The organism is Bifidobacterium sp. VU/mBH4 (B4) (genome assembly GCF_058199535.1).
In genome coordinates this window covers 221,237-246,620 of record NZ_JBVPQJ010000002.1, presented here as the reverse complement: position 1 = coordinate 246,620, position 25,384 = coordinate 221,237, and the positions used below count along the sequence as shown (strand labels likewise).

19 protein-coding genes and 4 tRNA genes are annotated in these 25,384 nt (G+C 63.9%); 7 read left to right on the top strand and 16 right to left on the bottom strand.

Features of this window, described 5'->3' with window-relative positions; genetic code table 11:
* From pgsA to AC0AII_RS04210, 3 genes are all read right to left on the bottom strand, one after another.
* Nucleotides 1–675, bottom strand: a complete 675-nt coding sequence (gene pgsA / locus AC0AII_RS04220; protein ID WP_490446238.1) for a phosphatidylinositol phosphate synthase — start codon at nucleotides 673–675, stop codon at nucleotides 1–3.
* Between the two features lie 3 nt (nucleotides 676–678).
* Nucleotides 679–2,724 carry a threonine--tRNA ligase gene (thrS, locus tag AC0AII_RS04215; RefSeq protein ID WP_288804544.1) on the bottom strand — a complete coding sequence of 682 codons (2,046 nt, stop codon included), beginning with the start codon at nucleotides 2,722–2,724 and terminating at the stop codon, nucleotides 679–681.
* Between the two features lie 76 nt (nucleotides 2,725–2,800).
* On the bottom strand, nucleotides 2,801–3,631 hold the full coding sequence (locus tag AC0AII_RS04210; protein WP_015021823.1) for a PAC2 family protein: 831 nt from the start codon (nucleotides 3,629–3,631) through the stop codon (nucleotides 2,801–2,803).
* Between the two features lie 162 nt (nucleotides 3,632–3,793).
* Here AC0AII_RS04210 and AC0AII_RS04205 point away from each other — a divergent pair.
* From AC0AII_RS04205 to AC0AII_RS04190, 4 genes are all read left to right on the top strand, one after another.
* Nucleotides 3,794–3,866, top strand: a tRNA-Gly gene (locus AC0AII_RS04205).
* 27 nt (nucleotides 3,867–3,893) lie between these two features.
* Nucleotides 3,894–3,964 (top strand) — tRNA-Cys (locus AC0AII_RS04200).
* 23 nt (nucleotides 3,965–3,987) lie between these two features.
* Nucleotides 3,988–4,059: transfer RNA gene (locus AC0AII_RS04195), tRNA-Val, on the top strand.
* Nucleotides 4,060–4,090: 31 nt separating this feature from the next.
* A tRNA-Val gene (locus tag AC0AII_RS04190) sits at nucleotides 4,091–4,163 on the top strand.
* Nucleotides 4,164–4,764: 601 nt separating this feature from the next.
* On the opposite strand, the gene AC0AII_RS04185 is transcribed toward AC0AII_RS04190, so the two are convergent.
* The 3 genes from AC0AII_RS04185 to AC0AII_RS04175 form a co-directional block, all read right to left on the bottom strand.
* A complete protein-coding gene (locus tag AC0AII_RS04185) occupies nucleotides 4,765–5,418 on the bottom strand; it encodes a helix-turn-helix transcriptional regulator (RefSeq protein WP_101432380.1) in 654 nt (217 codons plus the stop codon).
* Between the two features lie 753 nt (nucleotides 5,419–6,171).
* On the bottom strand, nucleotides 6,172–9,606 hold the full coding sequence (locus AC0AII_RS04180) for an RCC1 domain-containing protein (protein ID WP_490446237.1): 3,435 nt from the start codon (nucleotides 9,604–9,606) through the stop codon (nucleotides 6,172–6,174).
* A gap of 257 nt (nucleotides 9,607–9,863) precedes the next feature.
* Nucleotides 9,864–10,739: an undecaprenyl-diphosphate phosphatase gene (locus tag AC0AII_RS04175; RefSeq protein ID WP_029678827.1), complete on the bottom strand. Its 876-nt coding sequence runs from the start codon at nucleotides 10,737–10,739 to the stop codon at nucleotides 9,864–9,866.
* A 145-nt stretch (nucleotides 10,740–10,884) separates the two neighbouring features.
* On the opposite strand from AC0AII_RS04175, the gene AC0AII_RS04170 reads away from it, so the two are divergent.
* Nucleotides 10,885–11,679, top strand: a complete 795-nt coding sequence (locus tag AC0AII_RS04170) for a fructosamine kinase family protein (RefSeq protein WP_490446236.1) — start codon at nucleotides 10,885–10,887, stop codon at nucleotides 11,677–11,679.
* Nucleotides 11,680–11,689: 10 nt separating this feature from the next.
* On the opposite strand, the gene dnaJ is transcribed toward AC0AII_RS04170, so the two are convergent.
* Both dnaJ and hrcA read right to left on the bottom strand, forming a co-directional pair.
* Complete coding sequence (dnaJ, locus tag AC0AII_RS04165) at nucleotides 11,690–12,826, bottom strand: molecular chaperone DnaJ (protein WP_490446235.1); 1,137 nt, start codon at nucleotides 12,824–12,826, stop codon at nucleotides 11,690–11,692.
* Nucleotides 12,827–12,910: 84 nt separating this feature from the next.
* Nucleotides 12,911–13,984 (bottom strand): heat-inducible transcriptional repressor HrcA, encoded by a 1,074-nt coding sequence (gene hrcA, locus AC0AII_RS04160; protein WP_144085722.1) that lies wholly within the window; start codon nucleotides 13,982–13,984, stop codon nucleotides 12,911–12,913.
* 184 nt (nucleotides 13,985–14,168) lie between these two features.
* Between hrcA and tkt the strand changes: the two genes are divergently transcribed.
* Both tkt and tal read left to right on the top strand, forming a co-directional pair.
* Nucleotides 14,169–16,271 (top strand): transketolase, encoded by a 2,103-nt coding sequence (gene tkt, locus AC0AII_RS04155; protein ID WP_198200551.1) that lies wholly within the window; start codon nucleotides 14,169–14,171, stop codon nucleotides 16,269–16,271.
* 155 nt (nucleotides 16,272–16,426) lie between these two features.
* Complete coding sequence (tal, locus tag AC0AII_RS04150; protein WP_024628055.1) at nucleotides 16,427–17,536, top strand: transaldolase; 1,110 nt, start codon at nucleotides 16,427–16,429, stop codon at nucleotides 17,534–17,536.
* A 108-nt stretch (nucleotides 17,537–17,644) separates the two neighbouring features.
* On the opposite strand, the gene hemH is transcribed toward tal, so the two are convergent.
* From hemH to rapZ, 8 genes are all read right to left on the bottom strand, one after another.
* Complete coding sequence (gene hemH / locus AC0AII_RS04145; RefSeq protein ID WP_490446234.1) at nucleotides 17,645–18,568, bottom strand: ferrochelatase; 924 nt, start codon at nucleotides 18,566–18,568, stop codon at nucleotides 17,645–17,647.
* On the bottom strand, nucleotides 18,561–19,958 hold the full coding sequence (locus AC0AII_RS04140) for an MFS transporter (RefSeq protein WP_490446233.1): 1,398 nt from the start codon (nucleotides 19,956–19,958) through the stop codon (nucleotides 18,561–18,563). The genes hemH and AC0AII_RS04140 overlap by 8 nt, the downstream gene beginning before the upstream one ends.
* 4 nt (nucleotides 19,959–19,962) lie before the next feature.
* Nucleotides 19,963–20,721: a hydrogen peroxide-dependent heme synthase gene (gene hemQ, locus AC0AII_RS04135; RefSeq protein ID WP_490446232.1), complete on the bottom strand. Its 759-nt coding sequence runs from the start codon at nucleotides 20,719–20,721 to the stop codon at nucleotides 19,963–19,965.
* Nucleotides 20,722–20,954: 233 nt separating this feature from the next.
* On the bottom strand, nucleotides 20,955–21,203 hold the full coding sequence (secG, locus tag AC0AII_RS04130; RefSeq protein WP_045924434.1) for a preprotein translocase subunit SecG: 249 nt from the start codon (nucleotides 21,201–21,203) through the stop codon (nucleotides 20,955–20,957).
* A gap of 60 nt (nucleotides 21,204–21,263) precedes the next feature.
* Nucleotides 21,264–22,046 carry a triose-phosphate isomerase gene (gene tpiA / locus AC0AII_RS04125; protein ID WP_490446231.1) on the bottom strand — a complete coding sequence of 261 codons (783 nt, stop codon included), beginning with the start codon at nucleotides 22,044–22,046 and terminating at the stop codon, nucleotides 21,264–21,266.
* Nucleotides 22,047–22,133: 87 nt separating this feature from the next.
* Nucleotides 22,134–23,330 carry a phosphoglycerate kinase gene (locus tag AC0AII_RS04120; RefSeq protein ID WP_313841966.1) on the bottom strand — a complete coding sequence of 399 codons (1,197 nt, stop codon included), beginning with the start codon at nucleotides 23,328–23,330 and terminating at the stop codon, nucleotides 22,134–22,136.
* 79 nt (nucleotides 23,331–23,409) lie between these two features.
* Nucleotides 23,410–24,369 carry a DNA-binding protein WhiA gene (gene whiA, locus AC0AII_RS04115; RefSeq protein WP_144085587.1) on the bottom strand — a complete coding sequence of 320 codons (960 nt, stop codon included), beginning with the start codon at nucleotides 24,367–24,369 and terminating at the stop codon, nucleotides 23,410–23,412.
* A gap of 120 nt (nucleotides 24,370–24,489) precedes the next feature.
* Nucleotides 24,490–25,383, bottom strand: coding sequence for an RNase adapter RapZ (gene rapZ / locus AC0AII_RS04110; protein ID WP_101432393.1), 894 nt, complete (start codon nucleotides 25,381–25,383; stop codon nucleotides 24,490–24,492).
* Nucleotide 25,384: the final 1 nt, after the last annotated feature.

Below are 25,384 nucleotides of genomic sequence, written 5' to 3'. Positions count from 1 at the left end.
TCACTCGTGGTTGGGATTGGCAGGCTGCGGGTTGCGGCCCATGTCCTTGGCGACGTGGCTGATCCGCTGCCAGACGGTGACGATGCCCAGCAGGGCCAGCAGGACCAGGAAGCAGCTGAGCACGGCCAAGGGCAGCCCGGCACCGGTCAGGGCCATGCCCACCAGGATGATGACCAGCCGGTCCGACCTGGTGGCGATGCCGTTCTTGGCCTCGAAGCCCTCGGCCTCGGCCCGGGCCCGGGCGTAGGAGGTGACGAAGGAGGTCATGATGGCGAAGAGCGCAGCAGCCATGCCCACCTGGGCCCAGATGTCGGGACCCTGGTGGCTGCCCTCGGCCACCCAGGCCAGCTCGTGGCGGCGCAAGAAGATGATGACCCCGGCCAGGACGGCCCAGTCGGCTATCCGGTCAAGGGTGGAGTCCAGGAAGCCCCCGAACTGGGTGCCACCGCCGGTCAGCGCGGCCACGGACCCATCCAGGGAGTCGAAGGCCACCAGGATGGCCAGGACGATGGCCCCGGGCAGGAGCCAGCCGGTGAACCCGGTCGCGATGGCGACCAGGGTGGTGCCTACGGCTCCGCTGATGGTGACACCGTTGGCGCTCACGCCCAGACGAACCAGGCCGCGGGCGATGGGGGCGATGATGCGCTTCCAGGGGCGTCGTAGATGCTCGAACATTGGTCAGTCCTGACTGCAGGAGGTGTTCGCTCGGAAGTCGTCCGCCGAGTTGATCTGGGCACGGACCTTGATGGCCTCGTTGATCCAGGCGCGGGCCTGCTCCACGGGCACCCCGTTGAGCTGGCTGCCGTCGCGGAAGCGGAAGGAGACCGCGTTCTTGGAGACGTCCTCCTCGCCGGCGATCAGGATGAAGGGGGCCTTGGACTTGGCCGCGTTGCGGATCTTCTTGCCGAAGCGGTCATCGGAGCGGTCGATCTCGCAGCGGACCATGTCGTCGCGCAGCTGGTCCAGCAGGTGCTCCAGGTGGGGGGCGAACTCGTCGGCCACGGGCACGGCCTGCACCTGGACCGGGGCCAGCCAGGCCGGGAAGGCGCCGGCGTAGTGCTCCAGCAGGATGGCGAAGAAGCGCTCGATGGAGCCGAAGAGGGCCCGGTGGATCATGACCGGCCGCTGGTGGGAGCCGTCGGCGGCGATGTACTCAAGCTGGAAGCGCTCGGGCAGGTTGAAGTCCAGCTGAATGGTGGAGACCTGCCAGGTGCGCCCGATGGCATCGCGGGCCTGCACGGAGATCTTGGGCCCGTAGAAGGCGGCGCCCTCGGGGTCGTCGACCAGTTCCAGCCCGGAGTCCTTGGCCACCTCGGCCAGGGTGTTGGTGGCCTCCTCCCAGACCTCGTCGGAGCCGACGAACTTGTTGGGATCCTTGGTGGACAGCTCCAGGTAGAAGTCGTTGAGGCCGAAGTCTTTCAACACCTTGAGCACGAACTGGAGCAGGTTGGTCAGCTCCCCCTTCATCTGGTCCCGGGTGCAGTAGATGTGGGAGTCGTCCTGGGTCAGGCCGCGTACGCGGGTCAGGCCGTGGACCTCGCCGGACTTCTCGTAGCGATAGACGGTGCCGAACTCGAACAGCCGCAGGGGCAGCTCCTTGTAGGAGCGCTGGCGGGACTTGAAGATCAGGTTGTGCATGGGGCAGTTCATGGGCTTCAGGTAATAGTCGAAGCCCTGGCGGGTGACCTTGCCATTGGCGTCCTTCTCCTCGTCCAGGTGCATGGGCGGGTACATGCCGTCCTTGTACCACTGCAGGTGGCCCGAGATCTCGTAGAGGTGGCCCTTGGTGATGTGCGGGGTCTGCACGAAGGAGTAGCCGTTGCGCCGGTGCATCTGACGGGAGTAGTCCTCCATGGCGTTGATGACGGCCGCGCCCTTGGGGTGGAAGACGGGCAGGCCGGGCCCGATCTCGTCCGGGAAGGAGAAGAGGTCCATCTCGGCGCCCAGCTTGCGGTGGTCGCGGCGGGCGGCCTCCTCCAGACGGGCGGTGTAGGCCTTCATGTCGTCCTTGTTGGCCCAGGCGGTGCCGTAGATGCGCTGGAGCATGGGGTTCTTCTCGTCCCCGCGCCAGTAGGCGGCGGCCGTGCGCATGAGCTTGAAGCTGCGGATGTAGCGGGTGTTGGGCAGGTGGGGACCCCGGCAGAGGTCCTTCCAGACCGTGTTGCCCTCGCGGTCCAGATTGTCGTACATGGTCAGCTCGCCGCCGGTGGCCACCTCGGTGGCCTCCTCGCTGTTGATCTCGGCCTCCTTGGCCCCGATCAGCTCCAGCTTGTAGGGCTGGTCGGCCTCCTCCTTGCGGGCCTCCTCCTCGGTGACCACGCGCCGGCGGAAGCTCTGGGAGGACTTGATGATCCGCTTCATCCGCTGTTCGATCTGCTTGAGGTCGTCGGGGGTGAAGGGCTTGTCCACGTCGAAGTCGTAGTAGAAGCCGTCCTTGATGACCGGGCCGATGCCCAGCTTGGCGTCCGGGCGGATCTCCTGGACGGCCTGGGCCATGACGTGGGTGGCCGAGTGCCGCATGATGGCCAGTCCCTGGTCGCTCTCCAGGGTGATGGGCTCGACCTTGTCGCCCTCGTGCAGGGGTGTGTAGAGGTCGCGTGGCTGCCCGTTGAGGTCGACGGCGATGATGTCCTTGTCGTCAGCAAAAAGCTGGACGCCAGTCTGATCGGCCGCCACCTCCTTCCGTTCGCCCTTGACGATGATGGAGATGCTCGACTGTGTCATGAATGCCGTCCTTGCTATCGGAGCCCGCGTTACAGGGTGCAGGCTGGACATGGTTATCGAGCCACAGCCTAGGTCGTCACTCAGACAAGGAGGGGCCTTTGTTGCCCATGGAGCGCAGGTAATCCTCGGCTTCCCGGACCAGCTCTTCGGCGGCCGGCTCGTCCACCTGGGCCTGGTCGACATCCATCTCCAGACGGTGGACGTAGTTGGCCAGGTCGTCGTTGCAGCGCAGCAGCATGCCGGCCTGGGCCTTCCACTCGGCGGCCTTGCGGGGCAGCTCCCCCTCGTCCAGGTGGACGCCAAGCATGGCCGAGAGCCTTTGCAGCAGCTGCAGGGTGCCCTGGGCGCACTCGTCGCTGCCCAGATACTGGGGCACGGAGACCCAGATGGATTCGGTGCTGTAGCCGTCCTGGGTGGCCAGGGCATCCAGGACGGTGGGGATGCCTATGGGGCCGGAGTGGCCGTCGGTGTCGGTCTTGGGCTGGTCGCCGGCCAGGTCGTCGATGGGCAGGGGCCTGGTGTGGGGGCAGTCGGCGAACATGGCGCCCAGGGTGATGATGGCCTCGGCCTCATCGTCTTCGGCCCAGTGAATGCTGCGCCGGCAGAAGTCGCTCCAGTGGTAGTTGGGCTCCGGGCCCATCTCCAGCAGGAGGGTGTGGGTGTCATCAATCTGCACCCGGTAGATCTTGGCAGAGGGCCAGATGATCCGCCGCCGACCCTGCACATGGCAGAGCATGGGCCGTGACATCTGGTAGTCGTAGAACCCGTCGCCCGGAATGCTGCCGATCTCGTGGGACTCGTAGACGTTCAACAGGTGGCGGATGACGTTGGTCGAGGCTGAGCACGCATCGTTCCAGCCATCGAAGGCGGCCACCATGGTGCAGTGCTGCCTGGCTTCTTCACTCATACCTCTCACCCTACCGGTAGGAAGCCTTGTATTTCGCGGCTTTGCCATCAGCGGAGGGTGGCTCTATGACGCGGCGACACGCGCTTTTTGCCAAGTGCGGAGGTCTACGCTACAGTAGTGCAACGTGCTTCGGCAGTCACCACCACGGTGAAAGTTGAAAGTGCGGGCATAGCTTAGTTGGTAAAGCGCGACCTTGCCAAGGTCGAGACCGCGGGTCCGAGTCCCGTTGCCCGCTCGAGGTTTCGAGCAGTTTAACCAATACGGTGGGTTAGCCAAGCGGTTAGGCAGCGGCCTGCAAAGCCGTATAGACGAGTTCGACTCTCGTACCCACCTCTCTCTCGAAACGAGAATGACCCGGGCGGTTGGCGCAGAGGTAGCGCACTTCCCTGACACGGAAGGGGTCACTGGTTCGAATCCAGTATCGCCCACGAGGATCACTTCGGTGGTCTTTCCCAATCCGGGCGATTGGCGCAGCGGCTAGCGCACTTCGTTCACACCGAAGGGGTCGCAGGTTCGATTCCTGCATCGCCCACCTGGATTTTCCCCTCTCCCCTATCTTTCATCTAAGGTCAGTTTTCAGTCAGCGATCGGCAGCCTACAAACCTTCTGAATTATCAGTGATCGTATTCCCCATGATCCCCGACTAATGATTCCTTCTGCAGGAATTTAGGTAATAAATTATTGTTACCAATACAAACGAGGTTTGCTCTTCATGCTCACCTACAGTGGTCGTATCCGCTCAATTGCGCACTGTCTGGCGCCTGCAATGCCGGTTGTCATGGCGGATAGCGAACGGAGTGTTGAGCATGTCCGGGACCTTGTGATAATTTGCTCTTAGCAACAGGTCGGGGGACCTGCCAGAAACGGGAGTACCTGATGCATCCTTGAAGAGGTGATAGCATGAAGAAAGGCCTAGGCCAATGAGGGCACGTAACTAGCCTGGCTGATTCTGCACTGCATCACAGCTTGAGGAAACTGTGGGCTCCCTGTTTTACCTATGAAATACTTGCGTGGTCTGTATGTGCGACCACGTTCCGGTTGTCGCCAGTGGCGGCGGCCGTGCTGTAAAGCTCCTCCGGCGGCACAGAAATATACCCCCCTCTCCTGCCGCCGGAGGTTTTACTTTTTAGGCCCTATTTGAGGGCCTGCAGGTACCGGTAGAGGGTGGGGATCGAAATCTTGAGCTCGGGGGCGACGATGCCTACCGCGCCCTTGATGAGGAAGATGCCCCGGTCCTTGATGTTGCGGATGATGTCCAGCCTGTCCTGCTTGGTCAGCTTGTCCATGGGGATGTTGAACTGGCGGACCTCATCCCTGGTGATCCTGCGGATGTTCTCGGCAGGTTCCTCGCTCACGTGGCGGCGGGAGGTCTCGGTGGAGATCTGCACATCGTTGGAATCGATCGAGGACAGGGTCTGCAGCACATGCGCCGCCTGCTGCAGCTCGGTGATGTTGATGCTGATGCAGAGCAGGCCAATGACGGTCTGCTCCTGGTTGCGGATCAGGTAGGAGGAGACGCGGAACTCATGCTTGTTCAGGCGGCGCCCACGGTAGTCGGAGACGAAGTCGGCCCCGTCCTGGTCGGCCCGTATGGCCAGCTGGAGCGTCTGGTCGGTAATCCCGTCGCCCAGGGAGCGTCCGGAGAGCTGGCCGTTGCGGATGAAGACGATGGAATTCTCCGGGCGGGTGATGTCATGCACCACAATCTCGGCCATGGGACCGAAGGAATCGGCTATGAATTCTGCCAGGGGAAATACCTCTTCAAGGTTGTCTACTGTGAAATGCATGGCTGATCCTCAACATCCTAACAGGGCGGCTTGTAGCCACCGGTTGGTGCTGCGGGAAGCGAAAGGCATTGGATGGCGTGATATGGTCCATCACCTCCATACCAGCCAATCGGCCTCCTCTACTCCCGTATATTAGACCTTCTTTTGCGCACTTCTGTCCGTTGCATACGGCCTATTGAGGCCGCAGGAGAGCCGAAGTACCGAAGGAGTTTTCATGGTAGCGCACGAAAGCGGCTGAATCTTGCTTTTCGCAAACCCGGCCAGTCGTAACGGACTCGATGCCACAAGGGAGCCGCTTCCCACGAACCCTGCAGGACAGGATGAGAGGGGAAACCTGGTAATCCTGGGGAACCGAGTGATTCAGCAGCTGAGGATAAGTACCTGTGGCGTGCCTAGGACATAATGCATGAACAATGTGAGGCTGGTCACGTGTTTTGGTGTCGGCTTGATCTGAAAGCGACTTTGCCAAAGATATCGAACTGGCTTATGTGGGGCACATAATGGAATGAGCAAACAGCGGCCAGGCTGGCTGGGGTTGTGTGCCCATGGTCGGCCTGGCCGTGTTTCCCTCTCTCCCGGGCTGGTACGGGGGCGTGCATGCCTGCCCCTCGGCTTCCGCCTGCAGAAGTGTGGTGGGGGCGCGGGAGGAAAGTGTCGGGCTCTCTTGGGGTTTGAGCCTTAGATGACACGTTTCCTCCCTGCTCCCCCTGTATGGGCCGGGGGCGGGGGGATTGATACGCCGCCCGGCCTTTCTTACTCGTGCGAAGCGTGCAATAGTCGGCGTGTTTCCTGCCGGTGGCGTCGTGAGGCGAGGACCCCGCCCATGCCGGTCATGCCGGTGGCCAGGGCGAGCAGGATGCCCTCCCCACCGGCGCGGGGGAGCACGCCTGCAGGCAGGTACGTGTATCGGAGAGAAGTGTCCGGCGTTTGGGGTGCGCCGCCCAGCGTGTAGTCCACGCTGACCGTGACCATGCCCGGCTGGTGCGCAGGCGTGAACACGGTGACGCTATTGCCATCACCGCGCGTCAAACCTGATACGGCGGTCTGGTCGAATCTGACACCGGTGATCACCAGCTGCAGGTTGAAGACCACCGGCACAGGAACCAACCTGGTGTTTGTGGTGTTGTCGCCGAGCTGGCCATACTGGTTGTTTCCCCATGCCCAGGCGTTGCCGTCGCTGCCCACGGCCAGCGAATGATGGTGTCCGCCGCTGACCTGTGTGGCCTTCAGTCCTTTGCCCGTATCAGTAGGTTTGGCGGGGTCACGCACGCGCACAGGAACCCGATTCACATTGGGGCGGCTGCTGTCGTTGTTGCCGAGCTGGCCATACAAGTTGCATCCCCAGGCATATACGTATCCGTTGCTGTCCACGGCCAGCGAATAATCGTATCCGGCGCTGACCTGCACGTACGTGTTGCGGTCGGGCGTCTTCACCCTGACCGGCGCATTCCGGTCGTTGCCTGTCCCGTCGCCGAGCTCGCCAACGATATTCCATCCCCATGCGTAGGGGTTCCCGTCGCTGCCCACGGCCAGCGAATAATTGCCTCCGGCGCTGACCTGCTGGTAGGTGAAGTCTGCTGGCAGGTCCGGGTAGGTCTTCCGGTCGGGCGTCTTCACCCTGACCGGCGCATGCCGCTCGATGGTTGTCCCGTCGCCGAGCTGGCCACTGCTGTTGTATCCCCAGGCGTAAACGTTGCCGTCGCTGCCCAGGGCCAGGGAATGAGAGTATCCGGCGCTGATCTGCAGGTAGGTGAAGTCCGCTGGCAGGTCCGGGTACGTCTTCCGGTCGGGCGTCTTCACCCTGACCGGCGCATACCGGCGGCTACTCGTCCCGTCGCCGAGCCGGCCAGAGTCGTTGTATCCCCAGGCGTAAACGTTGCCGTCGCTGCCCAGGGCGAGGGAATGCCAGGCTCCGGCGCTGACCTGCAGGTAGGTGAAATCCTCCGGCAGGTCCGGGTAGGTCTTGCGGTCGGGCATCCTCACCATGACCGGCGCATGCCGGTCGGTGGTCGTTCCGTCGCCGAGCTGGCCATGGCCGTTGTCTCCCCAGGCGTAAACGTTGCCGTCGCTGCCCAGGGCCAGGGAATGAGAGGCTCCGGCGCTGACCTGCAGGTAGGTGAAATCCGCAGGCAGGTCCGGATACGTGCTGCGGTCAGGCATCCTCACCATGACCGGCGTAGTCCGCCTGGTGGTTGTCCCGTCGCCGAGCTGGCCATCGCCGTTGTATCCCCAGGCGTAGGCGTTCCCGTCGCTGCCCACCGCCAAGGAAAAACCATAGGAAGTACTACCGTCGTATGTTGATCCGCTGATCTGGTTGAATCTGATGCCGCGGCTGGCGTTGTCGGGCGGGGTGATGGTGGCGGGTTCCCTGCCCAGCTGGCTGCCCTTATTGGGGCTGATGCTCCACTTGGTGTTCCGGCTTGCCGGCGTCCAGTGGGCGGCCAGGGTCAGGTCCTTGTCGACGGGCCTGCTGAAATCATAGGCGATCTGACCGGTGAACCAGCCGTCGAACAGGAAGCCTTCCCGCACAGGGTCGGGGGAGGGGCGCTTGACCCTCCCGTACGGGGCGGGGACATGCTGGTCCGCTGGTTTCGGGTTTCCGCCGCCCGTGTCGAAGCGGACCGTGAACGCGGATCCTGGTTCAGCAGCCCGTGCCAGCGGCTGGTCGACCGTGTACGCAAGGCTCCTGGCGAAAGGCTGCCCGTCCTGCCTGCCCGTGATAAGGATGGCGGCTGGTCCGGGCTTGCGGGCGGGGATCTGCACCTGCCAGGCATCGTTCTTCGCAGTGAGTTTGAGCGGCTGGCCGTCCAGGCTGGCTGATGCCAGGGTGGGCGCCTGTGCGGTGCCTAGCCTGTCGGGTTTGCCGGGCTGGCCCTGCCCGTCCAGACTCCACGCAAGCATGCCGCCCTGCCTGCTGATGGCGGTGATCCTGCCGCCGTCAGCGGCGGCCCGCACGTACTGCTGGCTCCCATCATCCGCGCGCATGGGGGCTTCGCCGGGCTTCCAGGCCCAGACAAGACCCTTGGAATCAACCAATGCCGCTTGTGCAGCATCACTGCTTATTGCTGCGACGGCAGAATGGTCGGACACAATCAGCAATTCTGGCTGGGTTTGTCTGTTGTCCAGATAACTGGTCTGGCCGGTTGAGTCCAGAAGCACAAAGCCATGATCCGTGGCTGATATCTGAACAATTCGGTGATCAATCTTGACGAGTTGGATCTGAGCGGTATCAATGGCATCCGGCTTCCAAGCCCAGATTTTGCCCTTGCTGTCCATGGCGAGCAGGCGATCAGCATTGCCAGCCACCTTCATTGCTGAGGCCTGGTTGGGCAGACTTATGGCCTTTCCTGTCGGCTTCCCCATGCTGGTCCATGTGCGTATACCGCCATCCTGATCCACTGCTACGAGGTGGTCAGAAGCCATGGCAATGCTGGTGTACGTCGTGGAATCTGCGTCAAGCAGGGCAGGCGTATCCCCGCCTTTGCTCCAGGTGTAGATGCGGTGGTCCCTGCTCAAGGCCGCAAAGCCGTCATGGCCAACTATCCCAGTCATGAATCGCACGTCACCGCGTTCGCCCTGAGGCGATGGCACCTGAACAGGCATTTCAGCCTTTGATGTCCAGATGTACAGGCGGCCATCGCCGGTCACGCCGATCAGCTTGTCGTCATGGGCTTCCAATGCGCTGAACGATGGTGAGTCCGCACTCGGGGGTGTGATGGTGATGCTGGTGCTGCCGGAAGCCGGACCATGGTCGGGGCTGAGCGCCCAGTCAGTCACCGGGGTCCACTTGGCCTTCAAGGTGATGTCCCTGGTGATCGGGGTGCGGAAATCCATCATCGCGTCATGCTCGGACCAGCCGTCGAAACGGTAGCCGTCGCGCTTCGGATTATCGGCAGGAGGCGACGCCAAGGAGCCATCCGGCACAGTTACATGTTCCGTTTTGCTTCCATCGGCAGGGTCGAACACCACAGTATGAGCATCAGCAGCAGACTGGGTCCCAGCAAGTGAATAAGAGCTGGATGGCGAGATTCCAAGGGATTGGGAAGAACCTGTCGGGGTTTGAACAGGGGAAGAAGAAACAGATGACGTCGTCAGCGGCGACGGGGAAGGCAGACTGGTCGGTTGGAGATCGCTCAGGGAACCGTTATCTACCTGAGCGGTATAACGACCCCCCCCCCCCGTTGACATCTGAGCCGGAGGCGAAGACGGTGCCGGTGGCCATGCCGGTCAGCAGCAAGGGTATCAGCACCATTGCTGACATGAGCGACCGCAGGCCAAACCCATGCGTACGAGAACCGGCAGACGTCGACGACGAAACCACAGCAAACCTCCCCAAAGGATTCAAACGCTTGGCTGACCCAGTCCCCCGCAACCATGGGCAGCGCATGAGCAAATCGTATCATGCAGCCATCCGAGCGTCGAATCCCCCGGCAATTCACCCAGGCTCAGCTTGCCGCCACGCCGCCCACTGCGGGCAGGGCGCCAACCATGAGCATGATGGCCACGAAGATGGCCAGGCCGATCCGGTAGATGACGAATCCCCGGTAGGAGAAGCGCGAGACGATCTTCAAAAAGGCGATGATGACGATGTATCCCAGCAGGAAGCTGACCACGGTGGCGCAGATGGTGGCCCCCCAGCCGGGGAAGGCGGCGTCCGCGTTGATGTTCTTCAAGGATTTTACCGTCTCGAGGATGCCGGCGCCGAAGACGGCGGGGATGGCCATGAGGAAGCTGACCCGGGTGGCGGACTCGCGGGTGTAGCCCAGGGCGCGGCCGAAGGTCATGGTGCCGCCCGAACGGGAGACGCCGGGGATCAGGGCCAGCATCTGCCCGATGCCGAAGAGCAGGGCGTCCCGGGCGCTCATCTGGCGGATCTCCTTGTTCTGGCGGCCGTGGCGGTCGAAGTAGTCCAGCAGCAGGCCGAAGACGATCAGCACCACCACGGTGATCCAGAGGTTGCGCAGCTTGGTCTCGATGATCTTCTGGAAGAGCAGGCCCGCCACCACGATGGGCAGGGTGCCCAGAATGATGTACCAGCCCAGGGCCGCGTCATGGTCCTTGGAGCCCATCCGCTCACGCCAGGAGGAGCCGTCCTTGCCGGCCAGGCAGCGGAACCAGTGGGTCAGTATGCGGGCGATGTCATGCCGGAAGTAGAGCAGGACCGCCAGCTCGGTGCCGAATTGGATGATGGCCGTGAAGGCCGCGCCCGGGTCCTGGCCCAGCAGGCCGCCCACGATGCGGATATGGGCGCTGGATGAGACGGGGAAATACTCCGTCAGGGCCTGCACCAGGCCGAACAGAATGGCTTCGAAGAAATTCATGGACCCCTCTTGCTATGTCGGACAACAATGGCAAGCATAGCCACCGCGCAGGGCAGGCAGAGCCAAGGGCCGGGCATGTCTCGCAGAATGCCCACAATGGGTCTTGTCGGAATCGACGACTCGACGAATAGGGGTGTGGATCATCATGGCCAAGACCTACAGAAAATCCAGGGGCGGGGCCCCGGCGGGATTCTTCGAGTGCGAGGGGCGCGGGCTGCAATGGCTGGGCCAGGCCCAGGCGCAGGGCGGTCCCCGGGTGGTGGACGTCTACGACTGGGGCCCGGACTACCTGGACATCGAAGAGGTGACCTCCGCCTCCCCCACGCCCGGCGCGGCCTACCGCTTTGGCGCCCAGCTGGCCCATATGCATGATGCCGGGGCCGACCACTTCGGCTCCGCGCCCGAGGGCTACACGGGCACCTGCTACTTCGGACCCCTGCAGGATCCGCTGCCCATGGACGTGGGTGCCTGGGACGACCCGGCCACCTACTGGGCCAAGGGGCGGCTGGAGCCCATGGTGGGCATGGCCATGGATCGGCGCGCCCTGAACCGCGAGGACATGAAGATGACCGAAGAGGTGATCCAGGCCCTGCCGGAGCTGCTGGGCGCAGCCGCCAATGACAAGCCCGCCCGGGTCCACGGGGACCTGTGGAGCGGGAACGTCATGTGGACCAGGAACGACGGGAACACCCAGGCCGTCCTGATTGACCCTGCGGCCCACGGCGGCCACCGCGAGGAGGACCTGGCCATGCTGCAGCTGTTCGGCATCCCCTACCTGGGGCAGATTCTGGACGGCTACCAGAGCGTGCATCCCCTGGCGGCCGGCTACCAGAACCGGACCACGCTCTGGCAGCTCTACGCCATCGCCGGGCACTGCGCCTTCTTCGGCGGTGGCTATGTGAGCGAGTACCGGTCCATGTGCAGGTCGCTGCTGGGCTGACTCAGCCGACTCAGCTGAAGATGTCCTTGAGCTTGCCGAAGATCCCCTTGCGGCCCCCGACTCCGGCAGGCTTGGCACTCTGCGGGACCTGCTTGGCTTCGGAGTCGTGGCTGTTGGCGAAGTCTTCAATCAGGCGGCGCTGATCGTCGTCCAGCTTGGTGGGGATCTGGACCAGCACGTGGACGATGATGTCGCCGCGCTCCTCCCGGTTGCCGAGCCTGGTGACGCCCAGGCCCTTGATGGTGATCTCCTGGTCAGGCTGGCAGCCGGCGGGAATGTCCACCTGGCGCTGGCCGTCGAAGGTCTCCAGGTCGACCTGGTGGCCCAGCACGGCCCAGGTCATGGGCACGGCGATCCAGCAGTGCAGGTCCTGGCCGCTGCGGGTGTAGTGCTTGTCGGGCTTGATGGTGATGTCTATGTACAGGTCGCCGGCGGCACCGCCGCCTTCGCCCACCTCGCCCTGGGAGGCCAGCCGCAGCCGGGAGCCGTCAGCCACGCCTGCGGGCACGTTGACGCCCACCTCGCGACGGGTGCGCACACGGCCGTGACCGTTGCAGACCGGGCAGGGGTGCTCGATGATGGTGCCGTGGCCCTCGCACCGCTCGCAGGGTGCCTGGCTCATCATCTGCCCCAGCAGGGTCCGCACCACCTTCTGGGCATAGCCCTTGCCGTTGCAGACCGGGCAGGTCACTGGGGAGGTCCCCTTCTGGGCCCCCGAGCCGCCGCACTCCTGGCAGAGGCCGTAGGTGCTGATGGGGGTGCGCACCACGCCGCCGAAGATGGCGGTCTTCATGTCCACGGAGACTTGGGCCAGGGCGTCCCGGCCCGGCTGGGTGCGTGGAATGGGCCCCTGGGTGGTGCCTCCGAAGCCGCCGCCGAAGAACTGGTTGAAGACGTCGCCCATGTCGAAGGGGCTGCCCCCCTGGGAGGCCTGGGGATCGTTGGGATCCACGCCCGCGTCGTACATGCGCCGCTTCTCGGGGTCGGAGAGCACCTCGTAGGCGCTGTTGACCTCCTTGAACTTGTCCTCGTATTCAGGCCCGGCGATGTCCGGGTGGTACTTGCGGCTCATCTTGCGATAGGCACGCTTGATGTCCTGATCGCTCGCGCCGCGCTCGACTCCCAAAACCTCGTAGTAATCTGCCACCGATCATCCTTTTCGTTTGATGCCCTCTCGACCCATAGTTGCATGGGCCCACGATACCTATGACTTATGCTGCTGCCCTGACGGTCACGGCTCCCCGTCGCCGGCCAGGAAACCGGTCAGATAGGAGGCCACGGCACGAACCGCGCTCATGGTCGCCGGATAGTCCATATGGGTCGGACCGATGGAGCCCACAAAGGCCACGGGCTCGTCCGCTTCGGAGCCGTCGGTCTGCCTGGACCGGGCATGCCCGTATCCGCTGGTCACCACCGAGGCGTGGGCCAGCTCCGGGGTCCGGGTCTCGGTGCCGATGGCCACGCTGACTCCGTTGCTCTCGCGCGAGAGCTCGCTCTGGGCCCGCATGAGCCGCATGAGCACCACCTGCTCCTCCAGGGCATCCAGCAGCGAGCCCAGGTCCCCCAGGGAGACGGCCTGGCTGTGGGTCAGCTGGGAGGTGCCGGCCATGTAGAGGCCGCTGGTCTGCTCCCGGGTGGCCATCTCGTCGAAGACCGTGGCCACCAGGCGCAGCATGGACTTGTCTCGGCCCTCGGTGAGGGAGTCGGCCAGCATGCGGCAGCGGTCGGCGGCGCGGTCCAGGGGCAGGTCCTGGCACTGTCGGTTGATCTTGTCGGACAGGTCCGCCAGGGCGTTCGGGTCCTCCTGCAGGGGCCCGTGCAGGGTGCGCTGGACCACCCGGCCGGTGTCGGTGATGACCACCATAAGTACGGTCCCCCGGCTCAGTCCTATGAGCTCGGCCCGGCGCAGGTTCGAGCTGGCCAGGGAGGGCGAGGCCACCACGGCGATCTGCCCGGTGATCTGGGCCAGAAGCCGGGCGGCGTGCTGCAGGGTGTCCTCCAGGTTGACCGACCCGGACAGGAAGGCGTTGATCCCCCGGCGCTGGGCGGCGGACAGGGGCACGATGGTGGCCAGCCTGTCGACGAAGTAACGGTAGCCCTTCTGGGTGGGGATGCGGCCGGCCGAGGTGTGGGGCTGGACCAGGTAGCCCTCGCTCTCCAGGGCCGCCATGTCGTTGCGCACGGTGGCGGAGCTGACTCCAAGCTGATGATTTCTGGTGAGCGAACCTGACCCTACCGGCTCGCGAGAACGAATATAGTCCTCGACGACCGCGCGCAGCACCAGCATGCGTCTGGTATTAGGCAATGTCGCTCCTTCCGTCATGGTTTCATTATTAGCACTCGGGCCATGAGAGTGCCAAAATGTCGCGCGAAGAGCCGAATTGTGTCGTCTCGAACCGATACGATGGAAACGCAATGTGAAGGTAATCGAACATTTTCGACACAAGTCGAACATGAAGACCTCTGAATTGGAAGGAAAGCAGCACCATATGGCAGATTTCACATGGTCCGAACTCGATGAGCGGGCTGTCAAGATGGCCAAGGTCCTCTCGGCCGACGCGGTCGAGAAGGCCGGAAGCGGCCACCCCGGCTCCCCTATTTCGCTGGCGCCCATCGCTTACGCGCTCTACCAGCACTTCATCCGGCACGACCCCAACGACCCCGACTGGGTTGGGCGTGATCGGTTCATTCTTTCCGGCGGCCACGCCTCGCTGACCCAGTACGTGCAGCTTTACTTCTCCGGGTACGGACTGACCCTGGACGATCTGAAGCGCTTCCGCACCGCCGGCACCAGGACCCCCGGCCACCCCGAGTACGGCCTGACCCCCGGCATCGAGATGACCACCGGCCCGCTGGGCCAGGGTCTGGCCTCGGCCGTGGGCTTCGCCTATGGTCAGCGCTACGAGCGCGGTCTGCTGGATCCGGACGCGCCCGAGGGGCAGTCCCCCTTCGACCATAAGGTCTGGGTCATCTGCGGCGAGGGCGACGTCGAGGAGGGCGTCTCCTCCGAGGCCAGCTCCCTGGCCGGCGACCAGCGCCTGGGCAACCTGACCGTCATCTTCGATGCCAACCACATCCAGATCGAGGGCGACACCCGCATCGCCCTGGGCGAGGACATCCTCAAGCGCTACCAGGCCTACGGCTGGTACACCGACGAGTTCAGCTTCATCCAGCCCGACGGCTCCTACAAGGAGGATGTCGAGGGTCTGGCTGCCGTCCTGGAGAAGGCCGAGCAGGTCACCGACCGGCCCAAGTTCATCAAGGTGGACACCCTGATGGCCTGGCCCACCCCCGGCAAGACCAACGATCCTTCAGCCCACGGCTCAGCCCTGGGCGCCGAGGCCGTCGCCGGCCTGAAGAAGACCTTGGGCTACGACCCTGAGCAGAGCTTCCAGATCGACGAGGAGGCCCTGGCCCACGCCCGCGAGGTCGCCCAGCGCGGCCTGGCCGCCCACAAGGACTGGGACGAGAAGTACCAGGCCTGGCGCAAGGCCAACCCCGACAAGGCCGACCTCTACGACCGCATCCATGCCGGCAAGCTGCCCGAGGGCTTCGACAAGGCCCTGGACGACCTGGAGGCTGGCTTCGAGCCCGGCTCCAAGGTGGCCACCCGCAAGGCCTCCGGCGCAGTCATCAACGCTCTGGCCCCCATCATGCCCGAGCTCTGGGGTGGATCCGCCGATCTGGGCGGCTCCAACAACACCAACATCAACGGTGCCGTCTCCTTCGCCCCCGAGGCCGACAAGACCGTCCAGTGGCCCAAGGCCAGCAAGTACGGTCGCCAGCTGCACTTCGGCGTGCGTGAGTTCGGCATGGGCGCCATCACCAACGGCATCCTGCTGGGTTCGGACACCAGGCCCTACAACGGGACCTTCTTCCAGTTCAGCGACTATGAGCGCCCCTCGGTGCGCCTGGCCGCCCTGATGGACATCCCCAACCTGTATGTCTGGACCCACGACTCCGTGGCTCTGGGCGAGGATGGCCCCACCCACCAGCCCATCGAGCACCTGACCGCCATGCGCGCCATCCCCCAGATGGAGGTTGTGCGCCCGGCCGATCAGTACGAGACCGCTGAGGCCTACCGCGCCTTCTTCGAGAAGGACAACACCCACCCCACGGCCATGATCCTGACCAGGCAGGGCGTGCCCACCCTGGAGGAGACCAAGGCCAAGGCCCGCGAAGGCGTGCGCAAGGGCGCCTACGTGCTGGTCGACACCGAAGGCCAGCCGGATGTGCTCATCATGGCCACCGGCTCCGAGGTGCAGCACGCTGTGGCTGCCTCCAAGACCCTGGCTGAGCAGGGCGTCAAGGCCCGCGTCATCTCTGTGCCCTCGCTGGAGTGGTTCGAGGAGCAGGACGACGAGTACAAGGAAGCCGTTCTGCCCGCCTCCGTCAAGGCCCGCGTCTCCGTCGAGGCCGGACTGGCCACGCCCTGGTACAAGTACCTGGGCAGCTATGGCAAGCCCGTCTCCATCGAGCAGTTCGGCCTGCAGGGCAGCGGCGACGAGAACATGCGCGACCTGGGCATCACCGCCGATCATGTGGTCGAAGCAGCACAGGCCTCCCTGGAGGAAGTCCGTCGGGCCCGCTGAACCCGGCATCGTGATCAATCGGGGGCCGTCCGCGACGCCGGCCCCCTCCCCCGCAGGCACGCCCGAAACGCGGGTCTGCGGGAATACAGCAACAGACTTCCCGGTAGTGCATAGTGAATGTGATTCCATCGGGAACCCAAATAAGGAGTGACAAGATGGCAGAAAATGCAAACACCCAGCGCACCAGCGATTCAGGTGTCTCGATCTGGTTGGACGATCTGAGCCGCACCCGCATCGAGTCGGGCAATCTGCAGCAGCTGATCGCCGAGCGCAATGTGGTGGGCGTGACCACCAACCCCTCGATTTTCCAGAAGGCCCTGAGCCAGGTGGGTCCCTATGACGAACAGCTCAAGCAGCTGGGCCGCATCCCCGTCGAGGAGGCCGTCCGCGAGCTGACCACCACCGACGTGCGCAACGCCACCGACATCTTCCGCGAGGTCGCCGAGAAGACCGACTACGTGGATGGACGCGTCTCCATCGAGGTCGATCCTCGTCTGGCCCACAACACCGAAGAGACCGAGAAGCAGGCCGAAGAGCTTTGGAACAAGGTTGACCGTCCCAACGCCTTCATCAAGATTCCTGCCACCCTGGAGGGCCTGCCCGCCATCACCGCCACCCTGGCCAAGGGCATCTCGGTCAACGTGACCCTGATCTTCTCCCTGGAGCGCTACCAGCAGGTCATCGACGCCTTCATCGAGGGCATCGCCCAGGCCGACAAGAACGGCAAGGACCTGAAGCACATCGGTTCGGTCGCTTCCTTCTTCGTCTCCCGCGTGGACACTGCGGTTGACAAGCTGCTGGAGGCCAACGGCTCTGACGAGGCCAAGTCCCTGGAGGGCAAGGCCGCTGTGGCCAACGCCCGCCTGGCCTATGAGCTCTTCGAGAAGGCCTTCGACAAGGATCCTCGCTGGGCCGATCTGGAAGCCAAGGGCGCCAAGCGTCAGCGTCCGCTCTGGGCCTCCACCGGCACCAAGAACGCCGCCTACTCCGACTGCAAGTACGTGGACGAGCTGGTGGCCCCTGACGTGGTCAACACCATGCCTGAGAAGACCCTTGAGGCCCTGGCCGCTCACGGCAACGGCGCCCCCTCCATCGAGGGCACCTACGAGGAGAGCCACCAGATCATGCAGAAGCTGGCAGACCTGGGCATCAACATCAAGGACGTGACCGACAAGCTGGAGGCCGATGGCGTCGCCGCCTTCATCAACTCCTGGGATTCGGTCCTCTCCGACGTGCAGAAGGGCATCGACCGCGTCAACGGCTGAGCGCCTGACTGACAGTCGCTGACTGACAGTCACAGCTATTAAAAATTGTGCCCCGTCCGGTTCAAACCGGACGGGGCACAATTGATATCAGTTACTCGTTGGTATCAGTTACTCTGCCTTGGTCTCCTCGACCACATGCTGCAGAGTGGCAATCAGGGCGGGACTGTCGTTGGGCATGTTCAGCCTGGTCAGGGTGCCGCCGGCGGATTCGATGGCCTTGGCCAGCTCCTGATCGACGTCGTAGCAGATCTCCAGGTTGTCGGCAATGAAGCCGATGGAGGCGGAGACGATGGTCTTCATGCCGCTCTTGGTGATCAGATCCTTGGCCACGGTGACGAAATCAGGTCCGATCCAGGGCTCCTGGGTGCGGCCTGCCGACTGCCAGGCCAGCACGTACTGGTCCTCCTTGAGACCGGCGGCCTGAGCCACGGCATTGGATAGACCGATGACCTCATCCTTGTAGGGGTCCCCTCCCTGGATGATGCGCAGGGGCAGGGAGTGGGCGCTGAAAATCACCTTGGTATCCGGCCGGTCGGTCAGCTCCTTCTTGGCCACCAACTGATCGCTCCAGAAGTGGATCAGGTCCTGGTGGTTCCACCAGGACCTCACGGGCAGGTATTCCATGCCCGGATGGGCCTCGACGGCCTTGCGGGCACGGTTGTGGTAGTCCTCGCTCGAATAGGAGGAGTACTGCGGGGCCAGGGGCAGACCGATGACCCTGGTGATGCCGTCGGCGGCAATCTGGTCGACTGCGTCCTTGATGAAGGGAGTGATGTACTTGAGTCCTTCGTAGACCTTGTAGGCACCGGGGTGGGCCTTGTCCAGCGCAGCCTGGAGACCGTCGCGCTGGGCCGTGGTGATCCTGGCCAGGGGCGAAGGCAGACCGATGGCCTTGTAGCGGCCGACCAGCTGGTCCATGAGCGGCTTGGGCGGCTCCTGCCCATGGCGGATATTGGTGTAGTACCCCTTGATGTCGGACTCCTGGTAGGGGGTGCCGTAAGCCATGAGGAGGACTGCTGTAGGTTCAGTCATTAGCAACTTCTTTCTGTGAAAATGGAATGCAGTATGTCAGGCCGATATTGACCAGGGCGATGACGATGACCACCAGGAACATGTTCCTGTAGGAGGCCAGCCCGGCTTTTCCGCCCGCCTTGCCCAGTTCAATGGCCGAGGCGAAGAGCAGCGGGGCGATGGTGGTGCCGATCTTCTTGCAGGCCGACAGCCCGCCGATGGCCTGCATACGGTTCTCGGGCCCGGCCAGCCTTCCGGCGATGACCTGGAGCGGCGAGGACATCATGGAGCCCATGCCCACCCCCATCAGGAAGGACAGGACCATGAAGAGCTGCAGGTTGTGCAGGGTCAGGGTGATCACCAAGGCCATCAGGCCTATCAGCGATGAGGAGAAGACGAGCGTGGTCCGGTAGCCGAACTTGTCGACCAGGAGCCCGCCCAGCCAGGACCCGACCACAGAGCCGAGCCCGACCCCGACCATGACCATGCCGGCCGAGCGGACCGGAAGCCCGAAGACGGAGTGGACGTAGGTTGGAATGTAGACGAAGAGGGAGAAGAACATGCCTCCCAGGGTCCCCAGCAGCAGGGTGAGCCCATAGGAGGGCAGCTTGAGCAGGCGGATGGGCAGGAAGGGCATGGTCTCGCTTGAACCGCCAAGATTGCGCTCATGCACCAGGAAGACCGCGCCGGCCACCACGGTGACCAGGAGGCATCCGATGATCAGGCCCAGATAGGTCGTGCCGTACTGCAGGAAGGTGATCGCCACCATCAGCAGGGCCAGAGCGATGCTGAAGGAGCCCAGGCCCAGGTAGTCGGTCTTCCAGGCGCGGTCGGTCTTCGAGTCGCCCATCATGAACCAGGCCAGGATGAACAAAATGGCCAGGAAGGGCAGCATCATGAAGTAGTAGGCCCGCCATCCGTGGGTGATGCCCAGGAGCATGCCCGAAAGGACCGGGCTGACCATGGCGGAAAGGCCGGCGATGATGCCCACCGTGGAGACCTTCCTGCCCTGGTTGTTCCTGCGGGCGCGCTGCAGCAGAACGTTCATGGACAGGACCATGATGCCGCTGTCTCCCAGGGACTGGATGAACCGGCCCAGCAGCATGACCGCATAGTTGGGCGAGACCGCCGTCATCAGACATCCAAGGAACCAGAAGGCCAGCTCCCAGAGGAAGACCTTCCTGGTCCCGTGGGCGTCGGAGAGGTTGGAGGTGATGGGGGTGCCCACTACCAGGCCCAGGGTGTAGAGTCCGACCACCCAGGAGGAGCCCATGGTGGTCAGGCCGAAGGTCCGTGTGATGGACGGCAGCATGGTCGGCACCGCTCCCCCATCCAGCTGGGTGATGAAGACGATGACCATGAAGAACCATATGGGCGTGGAAAGGATCGATCTTCGCTCTCTTGTCGTCATGGTGTTACTGTCCCAACTGGTCCGTGAGCAGCCTGTCGATGCGCTCAGGATCGGTCCGGGTGCCTACCAGGAAGTAGGGGAATTCGCCGTAGATGGAGCTGGCTTCGATGTAGCGCATCTCGGTGACGATCTTCTTGAATTGGACAGGGTCGTCGGCGAAGAGCGTGACGCCCCACTCATAGTCGTCCAGGCCGATGGAGCCCGTCAGGATGATGGAGACCTTGCCGGCGTAGGAACGGCCGATCTTGCCATGGTCGTGCATGTAGGCCTTGCGCTGGTCGTAGGGCAGCGTGTACCAGTTGGCGCCGGGAACCCGGGTCTTCGACATGGGATAGAAGCAGATGTAGGGCTTGTCGGGCGTCTTGGGATGCAGACTGGCGTTGACGTAGGACCAGCCACGGTCCGTGGTCGGCTCGCCCGAGTAGAGGCCCACCTCGGTGACCGACACATAGGAGATGGTCGGCTCCAGATAATCGGCGATGCGCAGCTTCTCCAGGGAGGTCTCGACCTCCTGCAGCTGATCCAGGGTCTCCCTAAGAACCATCAGGCCCAGGTCGGCCTTCTGCCCGTTGACCTGGCACCAGTAGTGGCTACCCTTGCCCTGAGACTGGACCTCGTCCAGCTGTGCGGCCAGGGCCTTGAACCCATCCAGGCATTCCCGGCGCTCGTCCTGGGGCACTCGGCGCCACTTGGCCCAATCGATCTTCCAGAAGAGGTGGAGGCAGAACCAGCCCTCCAGGCTCGGTGCAGCTTGCTCAGCCATGAGCACATCCTTTCGCTCGCTTAGCTTGCACGACAACGTGTGATATGCCGCTAATTCGGCACACAGTTACTCACTCTATCCGTCAGCCGGCTGGATCGTTGGATTATCGGTGCATTGTGAATGACATATTGTGGTAATAGTCAAGGACTATGGACCTTGCACTAAAGTCGCCTAGATATGGAAAAACCCCGGTCGATGCCGGGGTCAGGTATTTCAGGTATTGTCTGCAGGGATCAGGCCAGCTTGTACTTGGAAATGAGATCCAAGGCGATGATGATGGCCACCCAGATCAGGGCCACGATAATGGTCAGCCGGTTCAGGTTCTTCTCGGCTGCGCCCGAGGTGCCCGCGTTGGAGCCGATTCCGCCGCCGAACATATCGGATAGGCCGCCGCCCTTGCCCTTGTGCAACAGAATCAGCATGGTCAGCAGTATGCTGGCGAGGATCACAACGACTTCGAGCACAATCTTGACAATGGTCACGGCACATACCTCCATGTAAGGAACTGGGAACAAGTATACAGACACCCAGGGAAAAACGCATCAGCCCTTGGCAGCCAGTCGCACGATTCGCGCGAACTCCTCCACATCCAGGGAGGCGCCGCCCACCAGAAAACCGTCCACGTCCGGCTGGGTGATCATCTGGGAGGCGTTCTTGGAGGTGACCGAGCCGCCGTAGAGGATGCGCACGGCCTGGCCGGCCGGTTCCCCGAACTTGCTTGAGATATGGTCGCGGATGGCCCTGGCGGCCTGCTGGGCGGTGTCCGGGGTGGCCACCATGCCCGTGCCGATGGCCCAGACCGGTTCGTAGGCCACGATCAGGTTTTCCATGTCCTCCTTGGCCAGATCGCGGGTGACGTCATTGACCTGGCCAACGGCGAAGTCCAGCTGGATGCCCTGGCGGCGCTCCTCGTAGCTCTCCCCCACGCAGAGGATGGGCTTCATGCCCGCAGCCAGGACGGCACGGACCTGGTCGACGATGTTGGCATCGTCCTCAGGATGGTACTTGCGCCGCTCGGAGTGGCCCACGATGACGTAGCTGCAGCCCAGCTGAGCCAGCATGTCCGCGGACACATCCCCGGTGAAGGCCCCCTGGGCGGTCACGGAGACGGCCTGGGCCCCATACTCGATGGGCAGGTTGTCGGCCTCCACCAGCACCTGGACGGAACGCAGGGCGGTGAAGGCGGGCATCAGAGCCACCTGGCAGCGCCTGCGGTCGAAGTGGGCGTCGCGCAGGAGCCAGGCCAGCTTCTGCACGAAATAGGTGGCTTCCAGGTGGTCGAAGTTCATCTTCCAATTGCCGGCCACCAAGGGAATGCGTGCCATACCAGACCTTTCCATCCTCGCAACAACAATGCCGGGCCGCCGGATGCGAAACCCGGTGACCCGGCATTGCCCGTCTGTCTGCCGATTTTACTCCAGCACCTTCAGGCCCGGAAGCTCCTTGCCCTCAAGGAACTCCAGGGAGGCGCCGCCGCCGGTGGAGATGTGCGAGAAGCCATCCTCGGGGAAGCCCAGGTTGCGCACGGCCGAGGCGGAGTCGCCGCCACCGACGATGGTGAAGGCTCCGGCCTTGGTGGCATCGACCAGGCCCTGGGCCACAGCCCGGGTGCCATCGGCGAATGCCGGGAACTCGAAGACGCCCATGGGGCCGTTCCAGACCACGGTCTTGGAGTCCACGATCTTGTCGTGGAAGAGCTTCTGGGAGTCGGGACCGATGTCCAGACCCATCTTGTCTGCGGGGATGCCGTCGGCAGGGACCACCTGATGGGGCGAATCCGCCTTGAACTCGTCAGCCGCCACGATGTCGGTGGGCAGAACCAGCTCCACGCCCTTCTCGCGGGCGGTGGCCATGTAGCCCTTGACGGTGTCTACCTGATCCTCCTCCAGCAGGGAGGAGCCGACCTCGTAGCCCTCGGCCTTGAGGAAGGTGAAGACCATGCCGCCGCCGATGACCAGGCGGTCGGCCTTGCTGAGCAGGTTCTCGATGACGCCCAGCTTGTCGGAGACCTTGGAGCCGCCCAGGACCACAGTGAAGGGCCGCTCGGGGTTCTCGGTCGCCTTGGACAGGGCTTTGACTTCCTTCTCGACCAGCAGGCCTGCGGCAGAGGGCAGGAACTTGGCCACGGAGTAGTTGGAGCCCTGGGCGCGGTGGACCACGCCGAAGCCGTCGGAGACGAAGACATCGCCCAGGTCGGCGATCTTGCGGGCGTAGGCGTCGCGCTCGGCCTCGTCCTTGCTGGTCTCCTCGGGGTTGTAGCGCACGTTCTGCAGCAGAACCACGTCGCCGTCGTTCATGGCGGCCACCTTGGCATGGGCATCGGGACCGTAGGTGTCCTCGGCCAGGGGGACCTGCACGCCCAGCAGCTCGCCCAGGCGGGCGGCCACGGGGGCCAGGCTCAGCTCGGGAACGACCTTGCCCTTGGGGCGACCCAGGTGGGCCATGAGGATGACCTTGGCGCCCTGGCCACGAAGCTGCTCGATGGTTGGCAAGGCGGCGCGGATGCGGCCGTCGTCCGTAATGGTGGTGCCGTCCAGCGGCACGTTGAAGTCCGCGCGGACGAGCACGCGCTTGCCCTTGAGATCACCGAGGCTCTTCAGTGTTTTCATGCGTATCCTTTCTGACTGCGGGTCCATGCGCCCGCTCCCCTGCCATGGTACTCAGGCAGACCGACCTGTGTGAGCTATCTCACTCTTGTGTGGCCTCTTCCTCGGCCCTCTTCTTTTCGACCTTGGTGGCCAGCTGCAGCAGACGGCGGATGCGTCCGGCGATGGCGTCCTTGGTGACCGGCGGGTCGGCCAGGCGGCCCAGCTCTTCCAGGGAGGCCTCACGGTGGTCCAGACGAAGCTGGCCGGCCGCACGTAGGTTCTCGGGGATGTCGTCGCCCAGAATCTGGAAGGCCTTGGTGACCTTGGCGCTGGCCTCGACGGCGGCCTTGGCGGAGCGGCGCATATTGGCATCGTCGAAGTTGGCCAGGCGGTTGGCCTTGCCGCGGGATTCACCGTCGCTGCGCTTGCCGGTCCATTCACGGGAGGACTTGGGGGCGCCCATCAGGTTGAGCATGCGTTCGATGACGTCCGGGTCGCGCAGGGTGACGCGCTCGGAGCTGCGCACCTGGCGGGCCTTGGCGTTGATGCCCAGACGGCGGGCGGCGCCCACCAGGGCCAGGGCAGCTTCGGATCCAGGGCAGACGATCTCCAGGTAGGAGGCCTTGCCCGGGTCGGACAGCTCGCCATGGGCCAGGAAGGCCCCTCGCCAGGCGGCCTTGACCTGGGCGATGTTGCCGGAGACGATGTCGGCGGGGAGACCGCGAACCGGATGCTTGCGACGGTCCAGCAGGCCGGTCTGCAGGGCCAGGGCGCCGCCCGCCCGCAGCACGCGGACCGAATAGCGGGTCAGGTTGCCGGTTGGGGCCTGCCGCTTGACCTGGATCAGATCGGAATCATGGCCGTAGACGTCCCTGATGGTGTTCTGCAACCACTGCGCTGCCGGCAGGGAGTCGAATTGCGCTTCCACCACGATGTGACGCTGAATGATGTGCAGTCCGCCGCCAAAGCGGATCATGGCCGCCGATTGTGCTTTCTTGGCAGAGGGGGGTTCGTTGTCAATCGCGGCCAGCTCGCTTTTGACATCATCAAGTAGGGCCAAGAGCCGTCCTCCTACGAAAAAATACTGAAAAATGAATACTGCTCGGCCGCGCGACACACCTGCCGCGCCGACCACCGGATTACTGTGATACCGAATATCTTGGACAAATTGCGCCTTTGGCTATCCGCGGGAACGGTGCGGCAGCTCGCGGGCCGAGACCGTCACCTCCATTCCCCGGGACCGCAGACGGGCGGCCAGAGCGTCCGCCATGGCCACCGAGCGGTGCTGTCCGCCAGTGCAGCCAAAGGCGATGGTCACATAGTGCTTGTCCTCGCGCGCATAGCCGCTGAGCGCGGTCAAGATGGCTGTGGTGTAGGCATCCAGGAACTCCTTGGCGCCCTTGCTGGCCATCACATAGTCGCGGACCGGGCCGTCATGGCCGTTCAGGTCCCGCAGCTCGGGGACCCAGTAGGGGTTGGGCAGGAAGCGCACGTCGGCCACGAAGTCGGCGTCGATGGGCAGGCCGTACTTGAATCCGAAGCTCATGATGTGCACGCCCACGGTGGTCGGGCCGGAGCCCAGGACCATTTCGTACAGGCGGGTGGAGAGCTGATGGATGCTCAGGTTGGAGGTGTCGATGACCATGTCGGCACGTTCCTTGAGCCCGCCCAGCAGGCGGCGCTCCTCATGGATGCCGTCGATCAGGCGGCCCGAGCCCTGCAGGGGGTGGGGACGGCGGACGGACTCGTAGCGCTTGACCAGCACCTGGTCGGAGGCATCCAGAAAAAGGATGCGACAGCGCACGCCCAGGTCGTCCAGGTGGCTGAGCACGGCCGACAGGTCGTCGAAGTAGGAGCGGGAACGGACGTCGATGACGGCAGCCAGGCGGTGCAGGGAGCTTCCGGCCGAGGTCATCATGTCGACCAGGGGCACCAGCAGGCGCGGGGGCATGTTGTCGACCACATACCAGCCCATGTCCTCCATGGAGTCGGCGGCGCGGGAGCGGCCTGCGCCGGACATGCCCGTGATCAGCAGTACCTCGAAGCCTGCGAAGGGCGGTTTTTCCGTCGTCATC